This is a genomic window from Synechocystis sp. PCC 7509 (assembly GCF_000332075.2).
GTDB lineage: Bacteria > Cyanobacteriota > Cyanobacteriia > Cyanobacteriales > Chroococcidiopsidaceae > Aliterella.
The window spans coordinates 1892644-1911294 of sequence record NZ_ALVU02000001.1 but is presented as its reverse complement, the minus strand read 5'-3'; the positions used below and the strand labels follow the sequence as shown (position 1 = coordinate 1911294).

The window sequence follows — 18651 nt, the reverse complement described above, 5'->3', positions numbered from 1 at the left end:
TTGTTACAAAATATTTCTCTAATTAGGCAATGTAGCCGAAAGTAAGGAACGATCTAGAAAAGTGAAATCCGTTCATAAGTGAGGGTTTAAACCATGTCTTCAATCTCCGACATCCAAATCTATGCAGCGCTACTTGTTGCATTAATTCCTGGCGTTTTGGCTTTGCGCTTGTCAACAGAACTTTATAAGTAAAGTTGAACTAAAAGCAATTTCTAGAGTAAAGGGCGGTGGGTTAACCATTTTGCCCTTTGCCTTTAACTAACTTTAAACAAATGTCAGCCCAGTTAAAAGCTTTCCGTTGCTCCTTTTTAGACTTTGTAGACGATCCATTTTATGTAAGCGAACTAGAGAGCGTTCGTTATATTGTGGATGGTTTATTAGTGATCGAAAATGGTTTAGTCAAAGAACTAGGCGATTATGAGAGTTTACAGGCTAAATATGTAGGAATTGAAATTACTTCCTATCCTGGAATGCTGATTATGCCAGGGTTTATAGATACTCATGTTCATTTTCCGCAGACAGAAGCGATCGCATCTTACGGCGAACAACTCCTAGAATGGCTGCATAAATATATCTTTCCCACCGAAAGAAAGTTTCAAGAATTTGCCTATGCTCAAAAAGTAGCGGCAATTTTCCTCGATGAATTACTCAAAAACGGTACAACCACAGCGTTAGTATTTGCGGCGGTTTATCCTGAATCTGTGGAAGCTTTTTTTACTGAAGCTCATCGTCGCAACTTACGGGCGATCGCAGGTAAAGTAATGATGGATAGAAACGCACCAGATTATCTCGTCGATACCCCCGAAACTTCTTACCAGCAAAGCAAGCAATTAATTGAAAAATGGCACAAAAACGGGCGGTTGCTTTACGCTGTAACTCCTCGTTTTGCTATAACTTCTAGCGCTGAACAATTAAGCGTAGCAAGTAGACTATTAGATGAATTTCCCGATGTTTATTTGCATACTCATTTATCTGAGAACGTAGACGAAATTGCTTTTGTTAAGCAGCTTTTCCCCGAAAATGAGGGTTATTTGGATGTATACGATCGCGCGGGATTAGTTACAAACCGCTCCATCTTTGCTCATGGCGTGTATTTAACTGATGCAGAATTTGCTCGATTGTCTGAAGCAGAAAGTGCGATCGCCTTTTGTCCAACTTCTAATTTATTTTTGGGTAGCGGCTTATTTAAGATAGAACAAGCCAAATCTAAGGAGCATCCCGTTAAATTAGGTTTAGGGACAGATATCGGCGCGGGTACGAGTTTTTCGTTACTGCAAACGGCTGGAGAAGCTTATAAAGTTGCTCAACTGCGAAAGCAAAAACTATCTCCTTTTCAAGCTTTATTTTTAGCTACATTAGGCGGCGCAAGAGCATTAGGATTAGAAGACAAAATCGGCAACTTTGAAACGGGGAAAGAAGCAGATTTTATTGTGATAGATCCAGAATGCACGGAGCTTTTAGCGTTTCGTAACAGTGAAGCCACAACAACCTTAAAGGAATTAGCCGCAAAAGTATTTACTTTAATGATAGTGGGAAGCGATCGCACTATTTGTGCTACTTACATTCTAGGAAATCTAGCCTACGAGCGACCTAATTAGTTTTTCGGTGAAATAACTTCTAAGCGTTCCACCTCCTCAAACCATTGCGACCATTTTTGTCTAAGCTGTTCATCAGGTTGACTCTCTACTTTAGCTTGATGTTTATGGATGACAAAATCGATAAAATCACTTACTTCCTGAACGAGGGGTTCAGAAAGCTGCTGCAATTTAGCGATCGCGCGATCGTGAGTAGTCATAAAAATTGCCTTTGACAATGTATCTACTTTTGAATGTTTATGAGGTTGATTGACCCATAACCGCAGCATTTTTTTGTGCTTCTGCGTAGATTCGTAAAGCCGCAGCCATATGTTGCTCTGCCTTTTCACCCTTTGATTGAAACCATGCCAAAGTTTCAGAATCAATACGAATAGCAACGGTAGCTGTAGCCAATGAAGAAGGCATACGCAATTTTGCTTTTAAGAAGAATTCATCGCTAAGAGGCGGAATATCGGAGGTATCAATTTCCTCATCCGTCATTGCATCAATTCTAGCCCAATCGGTTCTTGAGATATTGCTCATAACGTCTCCTTTCATGTGAGAGAGCTTTTCTTAGTGAGATGATCCGAGTTGTTTCTTCATTAGGCTCAGTGTATACAACCACTACAACTCGTCCATCAAGTACTCCAGTTCCTATCCATCGATCTTCACCATAATCATCACGCTCATCAAGGTCAACTATTATTGGTAAGTCAAAAACTCGATAAGCATCAGCAAAATCAAAACCATGTTTATCAATATTTATTTCGTTTTTTAGCTTGTCCCATTCAAAATTCATGGACTAAACTTACCACACTTACAATTTAGCAAACAGTCACACGGCACAATGTCAGTCTTATAAATTCTCTGGGTAGCAATATGAACTAATTGAATTAAATACGGCTCAGGCATCCTCAATCCCTTGCCAAAGTTGAGCAACAGGAATAGTTTGCCCGCTCATGGCTTCGTGCCAAGATTGCCTAAAATCGGCTAGAATTTCTGTTTGTAATTTATCTTCTATATCTGCTGTTTCTGGAATTAAAACAATGACTTCTACACGGCTGTTTTTATCTGTGATGAGGGGACGATCTAAGGTTAGTTGTCCTTGCTCATCGATTGTTGCCATAACCTTAAGTGCTTTCATTACTACCTTGAGGCTTTAATCCAACCATTAGACTGCGCTTCTGCTTCTGTGCAAAACCACCTTTCGCCTTTTGCTAGGTCGATAATGGTTGCGTCATAATTTCTCATTCCTGGAATGTGATACAGCTTTTTACCTGTAGCAACGGAGATATTGCCTTTGATAACACATCCGGGTTTAGTTGTAGGAGCGCCATTAGCGCCCAAATTTATTGTCAGAAGCGAAGTAACGGATAAAATCCCAACACTAAAAACAGCTTTGAATAATCTGCGATCGCATACGAGTTTCATAAAATAGTCTCTTGTCAATGCCCGTTGTGTAGTTTTTTCAAACGAAAACAATTGTACTATATTATACATTGCTGGCGATCGCAGGTAATAATTGTGCATTGAGTTGCGATCTTACTTGGCTACAATTGCCCCAACAACTTGTCGTACTCTGCGTGTGAACCAACCCAAAACCAGATTGCAGTGTCTCCATCCAACTGACCAACGGCTCTATAATTTTTGCTAATTCGGGCAGAGTAGATTGGCAACTCTGGATGCACCTTCTTAAAACGCAAGCTTGGATGGCTGGGATCTTTTTGAAATTGGCGATACGCTGCGCGTGTCTGGTCTTGAGCTTGTTTAGGTAGGGCGGCAAATAATTTACGAAACTCGGTTGTGGTAAGTGACTTCACAACGTTTCGGGATCGAGTTTCTGAGTTTTGCCTTCACGATACTCAGCCATTGCTGAAGCTGCGAGTTTCGCAAGAGTATCTGGGGAACGGGAAAATGATTCATCCCAGCGCTGCTCCATTTCAATTTCTTCTAAAATTATCGATGCGATCGCATCTTGTTCATTGGCAGGTAAAGTTTTTAGTTGAGCGATCACATTTTCCAGCAACTCAGTCATGGCTACCACACTCTAACAATCAAAAAGCATCTTTTATTATTTCTTACTGGCAAGTCTTCGGCAGTACATAATCTTGGCAATCTCATAATTGGATGAGTACCTAGCCAGTATGTGTGTATGTCTTTTTTGACCATTTCCTGTCAATTAACATCTTCTTATACAAGCGATCAAAGTGGGGATAGTGTTCCTCTAAAAAGGTAACTTTTCCATAATGGTTATCTATTGTTGTGAGCCATAAATGTATAGTATCCATTAGCTGTCCTAACTGAAAGTAAACTAGGCGCAATTCAAAAGTGTCATTGAGCGCTTCCCTACTAATCAACTCAAAAAACTCAGCCATACGCTCTACTGCACCATTGTCAGGAGATCCTTCACTAAAAAGATCCGATAATGGACGTTGCAACCTTTTACCGTCAACAAATTCTACTAAATACCCTCTTTTAGCCCCTGCTGGTTCTGAAGTAGCATGAAAAATAGTTTTCCAAGCTTCTATATCTTTTTCATGTAAAGATTCCCTAAACATGACGACCAGTCGAAAGCTATTCTCTAGACGACGCTGTTTTCGATTGCCTAGATATGTCCATATAACTATACATCCACCACTTACAGCAAAAAATAAGGTAATCCAGTTTCTAAGTTCAGCTACATTCATTCTATGAATTAATTGAAAATATTATTGAATTTATTTAAAGGTTTACGCCTCATCGGACAGCAATAGAGTTCGTAACTTAACAGATAACATTAGCCATGGGCAGATGCTTGTTATGCTTCTATATTATCTTTATAAATTTGTAAAACTAGGATTCTAGCTTTTCGCCAAAGTAGTTAGTTAAAACGCAACGTCATAAAGACAAATCTTGCAACAAAAACCCCAGCAATAATCCAAGTACCTAACGATACTTCTTGACCTTTACCTTGAAAAGCTTTAACTAACGGGTAGGAAATAAAACCGATCGCCAATCCTTCCGCAATTGAATAAGTAAGCGGAATCATAAACATGGTTAAAAAGGCGGGAATTGCTTCTGATAAATCGTCCCAGCGAATTTCTTTAACTTGGGAAAGCATCATTGCGCCCACAATTACTAAGGTTGGAGTAGTTGCAAAAGCGGGAATAGCTTGGAAAATTGGGATAAAAAATAATGAAAGCAGAAATAATAGCCCAATAATAACGGCGGTAAAACCAGTACGTCCGCCTTCCAGTACGCCGGAAATAGATTCTACATAAGCTGTGACGCTAGAAGTTCCAAATATAGGCCCAACGGTAGTTGCGATCGCATCTGCCATTAAAGCTTGATTGGCGCGGGGTAATTCTCCATCTTCACCAATGTAACCCGCGCGCATTCCTACCCCTGTCAGTGTCCCCACCGCATCAAAAACATCTACAAACAAAAATACAAATAACACTGCTAACCAATCAATAATATTACTGGCGTTAAGCCCTGATAGTCCGGTAATTGCTTGTCCAAATAAGTCTTTGGGTAATTGAGGTAAAGCAAATATACCTTGAGGTGGCGTAGCAATGCCCAAAATCCAAGCTAGTACGGCGGTGGCAAAAATCCCTAATAACAATGCCCCTCTAACGCGCCGCACTACAAACGCAGAGGTAATTATTAGACCCGCTACAGCCATTAAAGTAGCTGGTTGAGCTAAACTGCCAAAAGCGGTTTTAGTAGCTTCATTTGCCACAATTAGCCCCGCGCCTCCGGTTGCTGGATCTCCCGATAGTCCAATATAGGCAATAAATAAGCCAATCCCCGCCGCCGTAGAATGTTTGATTGTGTTAGGAATAGTTTGAATGAGCAAGCGGCGGACATCTGTAAACGTTAAAGCAATAAATATTAGTCCTTGCACGAATACGCAAGATAAAGCTAATCGCCAGTCAATTTTTAGCCCGATAACTACCGAAAAAGCAAAAAATGCGTTGGTTCCCATACCGGGGGCTAAACCAAAGGGATAGTTGGCAAACAAGCCCATACAGAGCGTTCCTACCGCCGCCGCGATCGCAGTGGCTACGGCTAATTGCGAAAATAAATCCCCTTGTTCATTGAGAAAAATAGCGTTTGATAAAATAATCGGGTTCACAACTAGGATATAGCCCATCGTCATGAAAGTAGTGATCCCGGCGAGGATTTCGGTTTTAAAGTTGGTTTTGTAATAGTTAAACTGAAAATACCGGGCGATCGCTCTAAGCCAATTATTATGAGGTTCTGGGGGAGTAGAACCGGGAATCTGTTTATCTTCATCAACGCTATTAGTCTGAATATATCCGCTCATGCTCGTTGCTCCAAATATAGGTAGTATCTTAAATTCTTTTTTGCCAGCTTTTTGTAGTGTTTGCAGCAGTTAAGTTTGCAGCAAACTTTTCCACAACTCAAAACTGCTATATCTCTTGCTAAATGGGCATTACAGAACTAGAGGGGAGGTTTACTATCTAAAGATGTGTTCTAGATTAAGGAGAATTGAGAGTGAGATTAAAAACAATATTTACGCTGCTAAAAGAAACAGTTGACGAATGGAATAAAGACAAAGCTTCACGGTTAGCCGCCGCTTTAGCTTATTACACCGTTTTTTCGCTGTCACCGCTACTAATTATTGCGATCGCAATTGCGGGGGCAATATTTGGCGAAGAAGCCGCTAGAGGCGAGATTGTTGGGCAAATTCAAGGCTTAGTTGGTAAAGATGGCGCTGAATTTATCCAAACTGCGATCGAAAGCGCCGCTAAACCTCAAGAAGGCGGCGGTTTAGCGTCGGCTATTAGTGTTGTGGTGCTGCTATTTGGTGCGTCGGGGGTATTTTCCCAACTGCAAGACGCGCTTAATACTATTTGGGAAGTGCAACCCGATCCAAAAGCGGGTGCAGGGGGTTTTATCCGCGCTCGTTTTTTAGCCTTTTCGATGGTGCTAGGAATTGGTTTTTTACTGCTAGTTTCGCTGTTACTTAGTGCGGCTTTGTCAGGAGTTATCGGTTATTTAGGTCATTTGTTCCCGGTAATTTCGTCGCTGTTGCAAGTTGCAAATTTCGTTTTAGGTTTTATCGTTACTACGGTACTATTTGGCTTAATCTATAAATTTTTGCCCGATGTCAAAATTAAATGGAATGATGTTTTAATTGGTGCGGCGATTACTTCTCTGTTATTTTCTATAGGTAGGTACGGTTTAGGTTTATATCTAGGTAATAGTAGCTTTGGCTCTACTTACGGTGCGGCGGGTTCGCTGGTAATTATCCTTGCTTGGGTGTACTATGCGGCGCAAATTTTGTTTTTTGGGGCAGAATTTACCCAAGTTTATGCTCGCAGATATGGCTCGCAAATTGTCCCCAGTAAAAATGCTATACCTATAAATGCTGGCGATCGCGCTGAACAAGGTATGGAAGCCAACGATACAAATCGCCCTCCCAAACGCAAATCTGCATCCCCTAACTTTTTTAGTAATTTATTTAAGTCCTCAAAACGCAGAAGCAAAAACCGACGACCTTAACCAACTACTTTTATGAAAAAAAAGCGGCGCTCTTCTGCAAATATCGTGCATTTTGTCAAGCAGAATGGACGGTTAAATATAGAAGGGCTAGGAAAATGGTACAGCTATTGGAACGATCCATACCATTTACTACTTACGCTTCCTTGGGCGGGTTTTTTGACATTAATTTGCTGCGGGTATATTATTGCGAATGCTTTATTTGCCTTAGCCTATTTAGCTGGCGGTGATGGAATTGAAAATGCGCGTCCTGGTAGCTTCTCCGATGCCTTTTTTTTCAGCGTCCAAACTATGGCATCGATTGGCTACGGTGCAATGTATCCTCAGACAACCTACGCTCATTTGTTAGTAACGGCGGAGTCTTTAGTTGGTTTGTTTGGCGTGACAATGGCGACGGGTTTAATGTTTGCCCGATTTGCAAGGCCGACTGCGAGAGTAACTTTTAGCCAGGTAGCAGTAATTGCACCTTTTGAAGGCGTACCAGCTTTAATGTTTCGCACTGCTAACCAACGCCGCAATTTAATTTTAGAAGCATCTCTGCGTGTCAGTTTGGCTAGAGATGAAATAACCGCCGAAGGCGATTTTATCCGCCGCATCTACGATCTTCCGCTACTTCGCAGTCAAAACCCTAGCTTTTCCCTCTCCTGGACAGCCATTCATCCCATAGACGAACTTAGTCCGCTTTATAAAGTTTCCTCGGAGTCGCTGATAGAGGATGAAACAACAATTTTAGTTACCCTGACAGGATTAGACGAAACTGTAGGACAAAATATTTACGCTCACCATACTTTTGCAAGTAGAGATATTCTTTGGGGTATGCGTTTTGTTGATATCTTAGTTTGGAAGCCTAATGGCGATCGCTATATTGATTACAGCCACTTTCACGATGTCAAGCCTTTACAATAATCGGTTAACTTATGCCATTTTAGGGACGGGGGCTTTAGGTGGCTACTATGGCGCTTGTTTGCAACGAGCAGGTTTAGAAGTGCATTTCTTGCTCAATAGCGACTACGGTCGCGTTAAGCAGCATGGTTTAATCATTGAGTCCCCCGGCGATAACTTTAATTTGCCCCGCGTTAATGCCTACAACAGCGCCGCCACAATGCCTAAATGCGATGTAGTAGTTGTGGCTTTGAAAACAACGCAAAATCATTTACTACCTCAAATTTTGCCTCCAGTAGTCAAAGATGACGGGGTAGTATTAGTTTTACAAAATGGGCTAGGAATTGAGTCAGACGTTGCGGATATTGTTGGCAATTCTAGGGTAATAGGTGGGTTATGCTTTCTTTGCTCTAATAAGGTGGGCGCGGGACATATTCTGCATTTAGACTACAAGGAAATTAAATTAGGTGAATATAACCCTAACTATCAACCTGGCGGTATTTCCGAGCGAATGCGTCTTATTGGCGCTGATTTTGAAAAAGCAGGGATTCCAATTAAATTAGCTGAAGACTTGTTACTCGCTAGATGGCAAAAATTAGTTTGGAATATCCCTTATAACGGGCTTTCGGTGATTTTGGATGCCACAACTAATGAGCTAATGGCTGATACTAATACCTTAGCTTTAGTTAGAGAATTGATGGATGAAGTGGTTGCAGGGGCGAAAACGTGCGATCGCATTATTTCTGAAAGCTTTGTTGCCGAAATGCTCGACCATACTGCTAAAATGAAGCCCTACCGCACTAGCATGAAAATTGACTACGACGAAAAGCGAGTTTTAGAAGTAGAAGCAATTTTTGGCAACCCTTTACGGATGGTGCAAAACGCAGGTACACAGTTACCGAGAATTGCTACACTTTACCAACAACTAAAGTTTCTTGATGCAACTAATCGTGTCAAGAAAAACAAATAAAATATTATGGACGCAATACAAGCATTACGGGGTACGCGGGATATATTACCCGGAGAGATAGAATACTGGCAAAAAATCGAAGAATGCGCCCGAAACATCCTCAATAGAGCTAATTATCAAGAAATCCGTACCCCGATTTTTGAGCAAACGGAGTTATTTAAACGCGGAATTGGCGAAGCGACAGATGTTGTCGGGAAAGAAATGTACTCTTTCAATAGCCGCAGTGAAAACTATTCAATTACTTTACGCCCCGAAGGTACAGCCGGAGTAGTACGAGCTTATATTCAAAACAGCCTCCAGGCTCAGGGAGGAGTACAGCGCCTATGGTATACTGGGGCGATGTTTCGCTACGAACGTCCTCAAGCTGGCAGACAAAGACAGTTTCATCAGTTAGGGTTAGAAGTGTTGGGTAGTGCCGATCCTAGAGCCGATGTTGAAGTAATTGCGATCGCTACCGATATTTTACAGACTTTAGGTTTAAAAAATCTCCACTTAGATATCAATTCTATAGGCAATACTGAAGATAGACAAAATTATCGTCAAGCTTTAGTTGACTACTTTACTCCCTACAAAGATGAATTAGACGCAGATTCTCAAGAGCGTTTAACTCGCAATCCCTTACGCATTCTCGATAGTAAAGACAAACGTACCCAAGCAATTGCTCAAGATGCGCCAAGTATTTTAAAATATTTGGGTGCGTACTCTCAGCAACACTTTAAGCAAGTACAGGAGTTGTTGACAAGTTTAGATATTGCTTACAAAATAAATCCGCGCTTAGTCAGAGGTTTAGACTACTATACTCACACCGCTTTTGAAATTATCTCCGACGATTTAGGGGCGCAAGCAACAGTTTGTGGCGGTGGTAGGTATGACGGGTTAGTGAGCCAATTAGGGGGCGCAGAGACTTCCGCAGTAGGTTGGGCGATGGGTTTAGAGCGCTTAACTATCTTACTGCAACAACTATCACCATTACCCGCGCCAGTAATAGATTTTTATGTGGTGTCTAAAGGCGACGAGGCGGAATCTCAGGCACTTAAAATCGCTCAAAAGCTGCGTCAATCAGGGTTTAGCGTAGAATTAGATTTAAGTGGGAGCGGGTTTAAAAAGCAATTTGCACGGGCAGATCGTAGTGGTGCGATCGCGTGTTTAATTATAGGAGAAGAAGAAGCTGCAACTTCTAGTGTCAAATTAAAGTGGATGGCATCAAAAGAACAAACAGCAATTTCTCAAACTGATTTACTAGCTATTACAAACGACTTACGCCAACAAATCGACAGCCACAGAACTTAAGTCACATCATACATTTCATTTTTTCAAAGAGAGGTTTAAATATTCTCCCCCTTTTTCAAGGGGGGTTGGGGGGATCTCTTATATAAATACAATTTTCCCTCTTTCTTCCAACTGCCATTGTATTTGTTCTAAAATAGCTGATACTTTGGCAGGTTTTGCGAGTATAAAACTTGAATAGTCTTCTTTATAGCCATCACAATCAAACAGATTTTGAAGTTCTTTGTATCTAGGAGGATTGATTTTTATATCTTCCCTTGGTAACAACCAATAATTTTCATCTTCCCCATCTACAACCAAGTAATCATAACTAACTGCTTTTTTTAAAATAACTTTTTGGTTAGGATTAATAGAAGGAGAAACTTTAGCAATAATATAAGCATTTAATACATTTATATTATTATTATAAAGATCGACAAGTTCTTCGTACAAAGAGTTTACAAACCTCAATACCCCCCGCTCCTCAAGTTTCCACTCTCGCTCGTTAGGTAACATTGATACTTTTGCAGGCTTATCTAAACGATAATCGTCAAACTCCAATTCGTAATCATCGCATTCAAATAATAACTTAGCTGTTTCGTATCTATATTGATCTATTTTTAAGTTAGCTTTCGGTAGCAGCCAGTAACTTATATCCGTATCGTGAACTAGACAATAATTACCATTACCTATACTTGCAAGTAGAATTGGATTATTTTTATTTATGCTTATTATGCTTTCTGGTTTAACCGAAACTTTCACCGCATTGCTTAATAGTAAACTCGGTTCGCTATTATAGATTTCAACTACTTCTTGCTCTTGCAAAACCACCGTACTAATACTATTAACTTCATCGAAACTACCTTGATTTATTTCTGGTAATTTACGCTGTGAATACCTTTTCTTACCAGTACCTTTTTGATTTAACTGATAAGTTAAGTCTTCAACTAAATTATGTTGTTTTTGCAACTGAGCATATAAATCAAGAATAGTATGACGTTGATTCTCCAGCAAATACTCAACTTCCCTAATTTTTCTATTTTTTTGAGAAAGCTTAAGAACTCTTGAATACAATGCTATACATAATATTAGTAGTAACCAGCTAAACCAGGTCATAGTTATAAACAAAGAAGTTTGTATTAAATAAATTCAAGTATACCTAGTTCTTCAGCTATCCATTTTTGCTCCTCCGTAGCCAGGGAAATTAATTTAGCAGGTTTTACGAGCTTAAAGCTTAAGTAATCTGGTTGATAACCGTAACACTCAAACAAAGCTTGAATATCTTTATATCTATATTCACTAATTCTCATATTATTTTTAAAAAATAGCCAGCAAGATTTATCTGTATTGTCGTATACAACCCAATAATTACATTTAGTTGCTTTTTCTAAAACTATTCGTTGGCTAATCCCAGCACGTTTTCTATTGATACTATTTGTAGTCTCTAATACCTTAATAGCCTTTTTTTCTAAGAGTTTAGGGTTAGTGTTATAAATATTTAATAATTCAGTATAAGCCAAACTTTGCGGCGGTGGATTATTTTTGTCTTCTACAGAGCTAATAGTTATATTTTTCTCATCATCTTTTTCTAGAATCTCTGGTGTTTTCAAGGGATTAATAAACTTTAGTACACCCCGCTTCTCAAGCTTCCATTCAGAGTTATTAGCAAGTATTGATACCTGAGCAGGCTTATCTAATTTAAAGCTGTCATATTCTGGTTCATAATCATTACAATCAAACAATAATTTGACAGTTTCATATCTATATCGATCAATTCTTAATTTAGCTTTTGGTAGTAGCCAGTAGTTTATATCTGCATCATAAACAACCCAATAATTACCATTACCAATACTTGCTAATATAATTGAATCGTTGTTATTTGCTGTAACGCTTTCTTGATTAACCGCAACTTTCACAACCTTACTAACTAAAGAATTGGGAGTTTCATTATAAACTTCAACTAATTCTTGTTCCTTAAATGACATAGTACAACGATTATTTAGTACGTATATTTTCGCTGTCAATTTTTTTCGCTATTAGTTTTCTAGCATAAATTCAAGTATCCCCGGTGATTCAAGTTGCCATGTTTGCTCATCACTAGAAAGAGGAATTACTTTAGCAGGTTTTACGAGCTTAAAAGTAGAATATTCCGGGTTGTAACCACGACATTCAAATAATGCTTTAGTTGTTTCGTATCTAAATTGATCGATTCTTAAATTGATTTTTGGTAGTAACCAGCAATCTATACCTACACCATCATGTATTACCCAATAATTAGAGTTATTCGCTTTTTCTAAAACAATTTTTTGAGTGCTGTCCGAGTGTCTTCTATTAATACTATCTGTAGGCTCAGAAACTTTAATTGCTGTTTGTTCTAATAATTTTGGATTAGTATTATAAGTATTTACTAATTCAATATAAGCTAAGTTTTCTAAGGGTTGAGTAATATTATCAGATTGAGACAAATTAACATTCTGGTCAAAGGGATTGAAACTAGGCTCTAGATTGGGAGATTGGTATGTATTCTTAGAATAATTGATTGACGGCTCTTTGTTTTTGGCTACTTGTAATTTATTTTTTTCAAGTGCGCTTATTCGTTCTGAAAGACGTTGAATATCTGATTCTAAATAAGTATTGTTATTAGAAGCTGAGGAGTTATAACTAATTAATTCTTTCTGTTGGCTAGGTTGTGGGTTTATTTGAGAACTTAATAATTTAGTATAATTGTCCTCGATCAATCTAATTTTCTTATCTTGAGAACGTATGCTTAAATTAATTTCTTTGTTTTTAAGAATTGTTAATGCGATCGCACCTCCACTAACTGCCAATGCAAGTATAGATAGTATTATGGGAAAAAGCATACTACTATCAGACTCTACTTTTGTATTTCCTCTACTTTCTATCGTCTGTGGGGATTGAGTTATAGTGGGTTTAGGCGTAGGACTAGAAGTTGGAGATACATTTTGCGCCACAGCATTATTAGAACCAGCCAATAAAACCAGCAATACAAATAAAGCCCAATAATACTTAATTAAACTCTGTTTTTCCATTTTTCTGCCCACCGTTTACCTAATACAGTTAATAATGCTTTGAGTGCTAAAATAAAGGGCGGTTCGATACGAATATCGTCAGTATTTCCCTTAATTTTGAGCAAAGAAGCGGTTAGTTCTTTACTAACATCGCTCCACAACTTTTGATTTTCTAGCCTATCTTGCTCTACCGAGTATTCTCTCAAAACTTTGTAGCTTTCTAGAGGTTTTATACCTTCAATTTGTAACACTCGTAAAGCCGCATGGAAAGCATACAAAAACTTAGGTAGTTGTTTTAGTTCTTCTGGTATGGTGAAGTTCTCAATTTTATCTTCTACAGCAAAGCTATCTAGTTCATTACTACTAATTTTTAAACGAGAGTTCCAGTCTATAGGTTCGCCATTAATGCTACATACTTCGCCAGCAATTAAAACTAAATCCTCTTTATTTGTCAATCCTCCAAGTTTGCTATCGCTTAATACTAATCCACAAGCTACTTCATCTTTGGGAGCAGAACTTAATAAAGTATCTTCATGAGTATCATCAAATTTTGAGGCTAAACTCATAATTTTACTAAATAGTTCGTTAGCTTCAGAGTGGCGATTAAAATGTCCCCCTTCTGCTAACCAATGCAAGAATCGAGAGCCATTTCCACCTAAATAAACTGGAGTAATTTTACTTTTGTTATACTTCCCTTCTGTATGCAGTACGCGCAGAAGTATACCCAGGTAATAGTATAATCCAGCAGTTCCTATAGCCGTTAGTTGTATAAGTTCTTGAAACTCCTTATCTTCTGCAACCAAATCTCGCTGGTGATTGAGCCAACGCTCACCATTTTGCCGCAATAAAACATCTAATTTAGCAGAAAACTTTGCACCTTTTAAGTTTTGCCATTGAGATATATCAACTTCAAAATGTCTCTTGAGAAACTTAGGATTTAGCTCTAAAAATTGAGCAAATAAATCTTTTCCTGCTAGTTGTACTGAGCATTGATGAACTAAATTGTTTTCTTCCCAAATTGAAATATCCGAACTTCCGCCACCCATATCTATACAGGTGCTATTAACTAAGTTAAATCCTTCTTTATCAGCAAAATACTGAGCAATTGCTAAACTTTCAGTTCGATAAAACTTTAGACTACTCGCTTCTGGACAGCTTTGCTCAATTCCAGTTTTAGTTTGGATTTCTTTAGTTATATCTTGCCAAGTTTTAGCATACCTATTTTTATCATTCTTAGAAAAAGCTGAAGGGAAAGATAAAGACCATTGAATCTTTTTAACGTCATTTTTAGCAGCTACGGCGGTAATTTGCAATGCTAAGTTTTTGAGAAATAAGCGGTTGAAATTAAGGTTTTCTGTTGACCATTTTAAATAAGTTTTAATCCCTTCCTCGTCAGGTTTAAAGGAATTACTATCTTTAGGGATATAAATTCTACCGTCTAAAACTTGTCTAGTTTGCTCCTCACTTTTTCTAGAGCTTTTTTTAGTCGTTAAAACGCTAGATAAAGGAAAAGGTGGCTCAGTGGGGATAAAATAATTAATCATCACGCGATCGCGCGCATCAGCATCGCTCTCTGTTACCATTAGGTGCAGCGACTCTAAGCTTAACCGTGTAACTACATCATCCCGATTGACATAGACGTTGGTAAAAGACGTACCAAAATCAACCCCAACTGTCCAATCACTAGCATGAGTTTTCCCTACTTGCTGAGGAGTTTTTAGCAGCATCAAGCCTAGTTGTTTTCTAGCGCTATTGTGACAGCTAATGTAAGTCGGAAACTCTGTTAATCGAGCAATTTGATAAATCCCTCTACCATCATTAAAAGGGTGGTTTTCTGCCGCATCTGGTAGCTGAACTTGAAAAGTATAATCTCCATATTCCCCATCGTAATAAAAGGCATAATATTCTTGCCAATTATCCGCCTTAAAGTTGGGCCATAATTCTAATACAGGAACTTCTTGTAATACATTGTCTTCGCTAATTGCATACTCGCGCACTAAACGATAATTTTGTGTAGATTTACCTCCATCTAATCCATAAAGTGGTAAATCTAAAACTAACCGCACCCCGGTATTACCATTAATAGATTCAATACTAATTTTTCTAACTAAATCTTCTGGTGTAAAGTATTCTAATAAGATTGGGTTAATAGGAATTAAGGGAGTAATGCGCTGTCCGTTGTAACTAAGCATTTGACAACCAGAAGGAAGCAAACAGCCAGGTAAAGCATTCTCTTGAGCAATAAAATAAAAGTCTGACATCAACAAACTTTCAGATTCTATCCAGCGCACATCCCAAATAAGTTGTTGGCTGCGTAAAGCGTCTAAGTTGAAGCTAGTTAAATTAGTTGTATCGTGTATCCAAATATTTTGAGGCGGCTGATTCCACTTTTTATCAATATCTGGGTCAATAATTAGTAATTCTTTAACATTTTGCTTTTGTAAGCTGGGAATCAAACGGACACTTGAGGGTTTTGGCTGGGCTTTAAGTGGTGTATTTAAAGCTTTTAGTACGCCTCTATTAAGCTCGTCTCCAAAAAACTGCGGATTAATACTAAAAATAGATTTTAAGGTTTCTTCTGGTACTTCTGTTAGACGAGAAGTATTAGTTTGCAAACTATTTTGAAATTCTATTATTAGTCCCGCAATGGTATTTAAAGGATTGCGATTACCGCCATGATTGTATAGTTCTCTGCGTAGTCTTTCTAACCACAAACTTAATTGATTTTTCTCATCAGCATTGAGAAATTCAACAGGCGAATTTAGCCTACCATTACTCCACCAAGGTAATCCCATCCATTCCCCTTCCTCTGAAGGACAAACTAATGTACTAGGCGATGTCATTCCTACAGCTTTTCCTTGCCACAAAAAGACATAAATATCTTGCCAAGGATGTTTACCATTAAGGCTGTACAAAGAGTTTACTGTTGATGGTAAAAGTTCTATTAAAGAACGAGCGAAATCGTCAACTTGATTTAAGTTACCTAGCTCTAATAACTTTGCTTTAATATTGTATCCCCGCACTTCTGCTAAAGCTAAAGCGGCTAACATTCCTTGCCATTGCTCAATCATTTGGCGGCGAATAGGATAATCATTTATGTGTAATGCCATTTCCATAGAAAGGGGACGCGCCCACATATTAGGAATAGAACTTACACTTTTAATATCTTCTCCACCAGCACTAAAATCTAAGCTTTTAGCAACGTTTTGAAACTCTACCGACTGTCTAATGTCCCATTGTCCAGCCGCCGTAGACTTTAAATCGGTATTTGGTTTTAATTTCGGTAGTAAAAAAGCAGAACTTTCTTCGTTTTTGTCACTATTCATTAGTAATTTAATTTAAGGTTTGCACTGTAAATAAAGTGATTTAGCTAGTCCAACCGTACCCGCTTGTCCCAAAGTTTTGGCATCTAACTTTTCTTTTAATACTTGAATTGTATCTTGCGATCGCTTATCTTTGTCTCTACTATCTTCAAATACAAGCCCCGCAAAGTTTTCAGCGCTAATTTTACCCTCTCCTCCCGTAAACATTTCTGGTCTAAATAGCTCGATATTATCTCCTGAAAAGTGCAGCCTATTCAACCAACGCAAGTAACTATTACACCATTTTTTAATAGTTTCAATAGCTTCTTGTTCAGTGCCATCATTAAATTCTGGCAAACTCTGCATTTCCCTACTACCAATCATGCCAAATAAACCCTGTACAGGGCGAAAGAAACTAGAAAACCAAGGCGCTTGTTTTTGAAATCCCTTAACACCTACTTTACTTGCATAACCAAGTTCTGGCACAAGATTTGCCATCCAAGCAAAGGCAAATCGAGTTGTATTTACTAGCTTTTGCTTCACTTCTTCGCTATCTGGTAAATCCTTCCAAGTAATTCGTCCGGGAGAATTGCGCCCTATCAATATTACTTTACCTTGTTCACCACGAGCCGAATTAACTAAAAAATGCTTTGCCGCTAAAGCCGCATACAATTCAATAAAATGTGGTTCGTTACATTGGCTATTTTTACCAACACTAAATCTCACATTAGTAGGGTTTTGATTTCCTAACATATACACTGAATCAAAGGTACTTTGAGCCTCATTTACATAGTAACGCAAAGCAGATTCAGTATTAAGTAAAAACTGATCGGCGCGGGCATAAATTCCTTTATCATCTTGCTCGTTTGGTACTAGAAAGGCAAAATAAGGTAACATTAATAACCCGCCAATTTTTAAACGATCTCGCCCTTCCAATCTACTTAATTTATTTACCAATAACCGCCCAATTGTCGGAAATCCCGAAGCACCCGTACCGCCAAATATTGAACCGCATAAAAATATGTTTACCGATTTCCCTGTACCCAAATCAGCGCGAATTAATTTAATTAAAGTCGCCCAAGGTTCTTGTTCTGATTCATCAAAATTGACTTGACTAATAATTGCTGAACCAATCGCCGGTCTACCTCTAAACCCTACATCTAGGGGCGCTTCCCGTTCGCCTTTGGTGTATAAAACGTCAAACAAATGACCTAAAGCTGGATGACTATTTTTATAACTGTTGTAATTTAAAAAACTGCCTAAAGTTTTATTTGTACTATTACTAAATGGCGACCAAAAACTCAACAATTCAATGGGTGTTTGCATCCAAGGAATTTGAGTATTAGTTTTAGTTAATTCGTAACACTCTTGATAAGTTTTGACAGTTTCGCTAGTGCGCGATAAGTTGCCGTTAGACTCATCCGCATCTACAAATACAATCTTAATCGGTTCTTCTGTAAACAACCCGGCGGCGGCGCACTGAGTAACCGCTTCAACGCATCTTGCACCCGTGCCGCCAATAGCAATAATATAAAGTGTCATTACCTTAAACCAAATAAGTTACGCAGAAAAAATGCTCCAGGGACAACAAACATTAACGAACGTGGAGAACTTATTGCTGTAGAAAACCAATATATAAGTAAAATATCAAAAACAAAAAATCCGGTAACAGATAATAGGGCATCATTACTCTGATTAAAAAAGTAAATTGCTGCACAAATACTAATAATTGGCATCAGTAAAAATATCCACCAAAGAATTGCCATTGATGACGTTTCTTTAGCACTTTGAACTTTTGCTTTTGCCGCTATTACATACCATAAAACTACAGCGATAATCGAAACAGAAAATACTGTAACTGCACCAACAATATAATTATCTCCAACCCAAGCTTCCGGCTCTACATCATTTAAAGGGATAATGCCATTTTGATACAACCAAGGCTGTAATAAAAACATGATTGCTGCACCAATTAAACTGACAACAACAATCCTAATAACATCCCATATCCACACTTCCATTTTCTCTCCCAAACTATAGGTACAGCCAAAACATCTGTTAAAATTTAGTATTTTATGTTACGGTGACGATTGTCTAAATACCTGTTAAAAAATCTTAAG

The 18651-nt window shown here is 38.5% G+C and carries 21 protein-coding genes; 6 read left to right on the top strand and 15 right to left on the bottom strand.

Annotated features, from left to right (window positions below):
• The first annotated feature begins 93 nt into the window (after positions 1-93).
• Positions 94-192, top strand: coding sequence for a photosystem I reaction center subunit XII (psaM, locus tag SYN7509_RS28375; RefSeq protein ID WP_071994151.1), 99 nt, complete (start codon positions 94-96; stop codon positions 190-192).
• A gap of 80 nt (positions 193-272) precedes the next feature.
• Positions 273-1598 carry a guanine deaminase gene (gene guaD, locus SYN7509_RS0209805; RefSeq protein ID WP_009634049.1) on the top strand — a complete coding sequence of 442 codons (1326 nt, stop codon included), beginning with the start codon at positions 273-275 and terminating at the stop codon, positions 1596-1598.
• On the opposite strand, the gene SYN7509_RS0209800 is transcribed toward guaD, so the two are convergent.
• The 9 genes from SYN7509_RS0209800 to SYN7509_RS0209760 form a co-directional block, all read right to left on the bottom strand.
• Complete coding sequence (locus SYN7509_RS0209800; RefSeq protein WP_227501488.1) at positions 1595-1864, bottom strand: DUF2281 domain-containing protein; 270 nt, start codon at positions 1862-1864, stop codon at positions 1595-1597. The genes guaD and SYN7509_RS0209800 overlap by 4 nt on opposite strands.
• Positions 1833-2075 (bottom strand): BrnA antitoxin family protein, encoded by a 243-nt coding sequence (locus tag SYN7509_RS0209795; protein WP_227501487.1) that lies wholly within the window; start codon positions 2073-2075, stop codon positions 1833-1835. Before SYN7509_RS0209795 ends, SYN7509_RS0209800 begins: the two co-directional genes overlap by 32 nt.
• 10 nt (positions 2076-2085) lie before the next feature.
• The gene (locus SYN7509_RS0209790) at positions 2086-2373 is read right to left on the bottom strand and encodes a BrnT family toxin (RefSeq protein WP_009634046.1); all 288 of its coding nucleotides are present in this window, start codon (positions 2371-2373) and stop codon (positions 2086-2088) included.
• Positions 2374-2478: 105 nt separating this feature from the next.
• Positions 2479-2718: a type II toxin-antitoxin system RelN family antitoxin gene (locus SYN7509_RS0209785; RefSeq protein WP_009634045.1), complete on the bottom strand. Its 240-nt coding sequence runs from the start codon at positions 2716-2718 to the stop codon at positions 2479-2481.
• 2 nt (positions 2719-2720) lie between these two features.
• Positions 2721-3104 carry a sunset domain-containing protein gene (locus SYN7509_RS0209780; protein WP_051482566.1) on the bottom strand — a complete coding sequence of 128 codons (384 nt, stop codon included), beginning with the start codon at positions 3102-3104 and terminating at the stop codon, positions 2721-2723.
• A gap of 20 nt (positions 3105-3124) precedes the next feature.
• Positions 3125-3394, bottom strand: a complete 270-nt coding sequence (locus SYN7509_RS0209775) for a type II toxin-antitoxin system RelE family toxin (protein WP_009634043.1) — start codon at positions 3392-3394, stop codon at positions 3125-3127.
• Complete coding sequence (locus SYN7509_RS0209770; RefSeq protein ID WP_009634042.1) at positions 3391-3609, bottom strand: hypothetical protein; 219 nt, start codon at positions 3607-3609, stop codon at positions 3391-3393. Before SYN7509_RS0209770 ends, SYN7509_RS0209775 begins: the two co-directional genes overlap by 4 nt.
• 100 nt (positions 3610-3709) lie before the next feature.
• A complete protein-coding gene (locus tag SYN7509_RS0209765) occupies positions 3710-4261 on the bottom strand; it encodes a hypothetical protein (protein WP_009634041.1) in 552 nt (183 codons plus the stop codon).
• A gap of 173 nt (positions 4262-4434) precedes the next feature.
• The gene (locus SYN7509_RS0209760; RefSeq protein WP_009634040.1) at positions 4435-5883 is read right to left on the bottom strand and encodes an NCS2 family permease; all 1449 of its coding nucleotides are present in this window, start codon (positions 5881-5883) and stop codon (positions 4435-4437) included.
• Between the two features lie 191 nt (positions 5884-6074).
• Here SYN7509_RS0209760 and SYN7509_RS0209755 point away from each other — a divergent pair, with 191 nt between their 5' ends.
• From SYN7509_RS0209755 to hisS, 4 genes are read left to right on the top strand one after another with little or no spacing between them, the layout of a single operon-like run.
• Positions 6075-7085 carry a YihY/virulence factor BrkB family protein gene (locus SYN7509_RS0209755; RefSeq protein WP_009634039.1) on the top strand — a complete coding sequence of 337 codons (1011 nt, stop codon included), beginning with the start codon at positions 6075-6077 and terminating at the stop codon, positions 7083-7085.
• A 12-nt stretch (positions 7086-7097) separates the two neighbouring features.
• Positions 7098-7988 (top strand): ion channel, encoded by an 891-nt coding sequence (locus SYN7509_RS0209750; protein WP_009634038.1) that lies wholly within the window; start codon positions 7098-7100, stop codon positions 7986-7988.
• Positions 7969-8934, top strand: coding sequence for a putative 2-dehydropantoate 2-reductase (locus SYN7509_RS0209745; protein WP_028954224.1), 966 nt, complete (start codon positions 7969-7971; stop codon positions 8932-8934). Before SYN7509_RS0209750 ends, SYN7509_RS0209745 begins: the two co-directional genes overlap by 20 nt.
• A 6-nt stretch (positions 8935-8940) precedes the next feature.
• Positions 8941-10224, top strand: a complete 1284-nt coding sequence (gene hisS / locus SYN7509_RS0209740; protein WP_009634036.1) for a histidine--tRNA ligase — start codon at positions 8941-8943, stop codon at positions 10222-10224.
• Between the two features lie 78 nt (positions 10225-10302).
• Here the strand turns inward: hisS and SYN7509_RS0209735 are convergent, their stop codons facing one another.
• Genes SYN7509_RS0209735 through SYN7509_RS0209710 form a run of 6 tightly spaced genes read right to left on the bottom strand, consistent with a single transcriptional unit; the run spans position 10303 to position 18552 of the window.
• The gene (locus tag SYN7509_RS0209735; RefSeq protein WP_009634035.1) at positions 10303-11316 is read right to left on the bottom strand and encodes a hypothetical protein; all 1014 of its coding nucleotides are present in this window, start codon (positions 11314-11316) and stop codon (positions 10303-10305) included.
• 23 nt (positions 11317-11339) lie between these two features.
• Complete coding sequence (locus SYN7509_RS0209730; protein ID WP_009634034.1) at positions 11340-12185, bottom strand: hypothetical protein; 846 nt, start codon at positions 12183-12185, stop codon at positions 11340-11342.
• A 51-nt stretch (positions 12186-12236) separates the two neighbouring features.
• Positions 12237-13250, bottom strand: a complete 1014-nt coding sequence (locus SYN7509_RS0209725) for a hypothetical protein (RefSeq protein WP_009634033.1) — start codon at positions 13248-13250, stop codon at positions 12237-12239.
• On the bottom strand, positions 13232-16555 hold the full coding sequence (locus SYN7509_RS0209720) for a hypothetical protein (protein WP_009634032.1): 3324 nt from the start codon (positions 16553-16555) through the stop codon (positions 13232-13234). Before SYN7509_RS0209720 ends, SYN7509_RS0209725 begins: the two co-directional genes overlap by 19 nt.
• 12 nt (positions 16556-16567) lie before the next feature.
• A complete protein-coding gene (locus tag SYN7509_RS0209715; protein WP_009634031.1) occupies positions 16568-18073 on the bottom strand; it encodes a tubulin-like doman-containing protein in 1506 nt (501 codons plus the stop codon).
• Complete coding sequence (locus tag SYN7509_RS0209710; RefSeq protein WP_009634030.1) at positions 18073-18552, bottom strand: hypothetical protein; 480 nt, start codon at positions 18550-18552, stop codon at positions 18073-18075. Before SYN7509_RS0209710 ends, SYN7509_RS0209715 begins: the two co-directional genes overlap by 1 nt.
• Between the last annotated feature and the right edge of the window lie 99 nt (positions 18553-18651).

Coding starts and splice junctions, on each gene's coding strand:
- SYN7509_RS0209780 (WP_051482566.1), bottom strand. CDS start 3,104: ATGCACAATTATTACCTGCGATCGCCAGCAATGTATAATATAGTACAA.
- SYN7509_RS0209715 (WP_009634031.1), bottom strand. CDS start 18,073: ATGACACTTTATATTATTGCTATTGGCGGCACGGGTGCAAGATGCGTT.
- guaD (WP_009634049.1), top strand. CDS start 273: ATGTCAGCCCAGTTAAAAGCTTTCCGTTGCTCCTTTTTAGACTTTGTA.
- SYN7509_RS0209745 (WP_028954224.1), top strand. CDS start 7,969: ATGTCAAGCCTTTACAATAATCGGTTAACTTATGCCATTTTAGGGACG.
- hisS (WP_009634036.1), top strand. CDS start 8,941: ATGGACGCAATACAAGCATTACGGGGTACGCGGGATATATTACCCGGA.
- SYN7509_RS0209750 (WP_009634038.1), top strand. CDS start 7,098: ATGAAAAAAAAGCGGCGCTCTTCTGCAAATATCGTGCATTTTGTCAAG.
- SYN7509_RS0209765 (WP_009634041.1), bottom strand. CDS start 4,261: ATGAATGTAGCTGAACTTAGAAACTGGATTACCTTATTTTTTGCTGTA.
- SYN7509_RS0209770 (WP_009634042.1), bottom strand. CDS start 3,609: ATGACTGAGTTGCTGGAAAATGTGATCGCTCAACTAAAAACTTTACCT.
- SYN7509_RS0209720 (WP_009634032.1), bottom strand. CDS start 16,555: ATGAATAGTGACAAAAACGAAGAAAGTTCTGCTTTTTTACTACCGAAA.
- SYN7509_RS0209795 (WP_227501487.1), bottom strand. CDS start 2,075: ATGACGGATGAGGAAATTGATACCTCCGATATTCCGCCTCTTAGCGAT.
- SYN7509_RS0209760 (WP_009634040.1), bottom strand. CDS start 5,883: ATGAGCGGATATATTCAGACTAATAGCGTTGATGAAGATAAACAGATT.
- SYN7509_RS0209710 (WP_009634030.1), bottom strand. CDS start 18,552: ATGGAAGTGTGGATATGGGATGTTATTAGGATTGTTGTTGTCAGTTTA.
- SYN7509_RS0209725 (WP_009634033.1), bottom strand. CDS start 13,250: ATGGAAAAACAGAGTTTAATTAAGTATTATTGGGCTTTATTTGTATTG.
- psaM (WP_071994151.1), top strand. CDS start 94: ATGTCTTCAATCTCCGACATCCAAATCTATGCAGCGCTACTTGTTGCA.
- SYN7509_RS0209735 (WP_009634035.1), bottom strand. CDS start 11,316: ATGACCTGGTTTAGCTGGTTACTACTAATATTATGTATAGCATTGTAT.
- SYN7509_RS0209730 (WP_009634034.1), bottom strand. CDS start 12,185: ATGTCATTTAAGGAACAAGAATTAGTTGAAGTTTATAATGAAACTCCC.
- SYN7509_RS0209785 (WP_009634045.1), bottom strand. CDS start 2,718: ATGAAAGCACTTAAGGTTATGGCAACAATCGATGAGCAAGGACAACTA.
- SYN7509_RS0209790 (WP_009634046.1), bottom strand. CDS start 2,373: ATGAATTTTGAATGGGACAAGCTAAAAAACGAAATAAATATTGATAAA.
- SYN7509_RS0209800 (WP_227501488.1), bottom strand. CDS start 1,864: ATGCTGCGGTTATGGGTCAATCAACCTCATAAACATTCAAAAGTAGAT.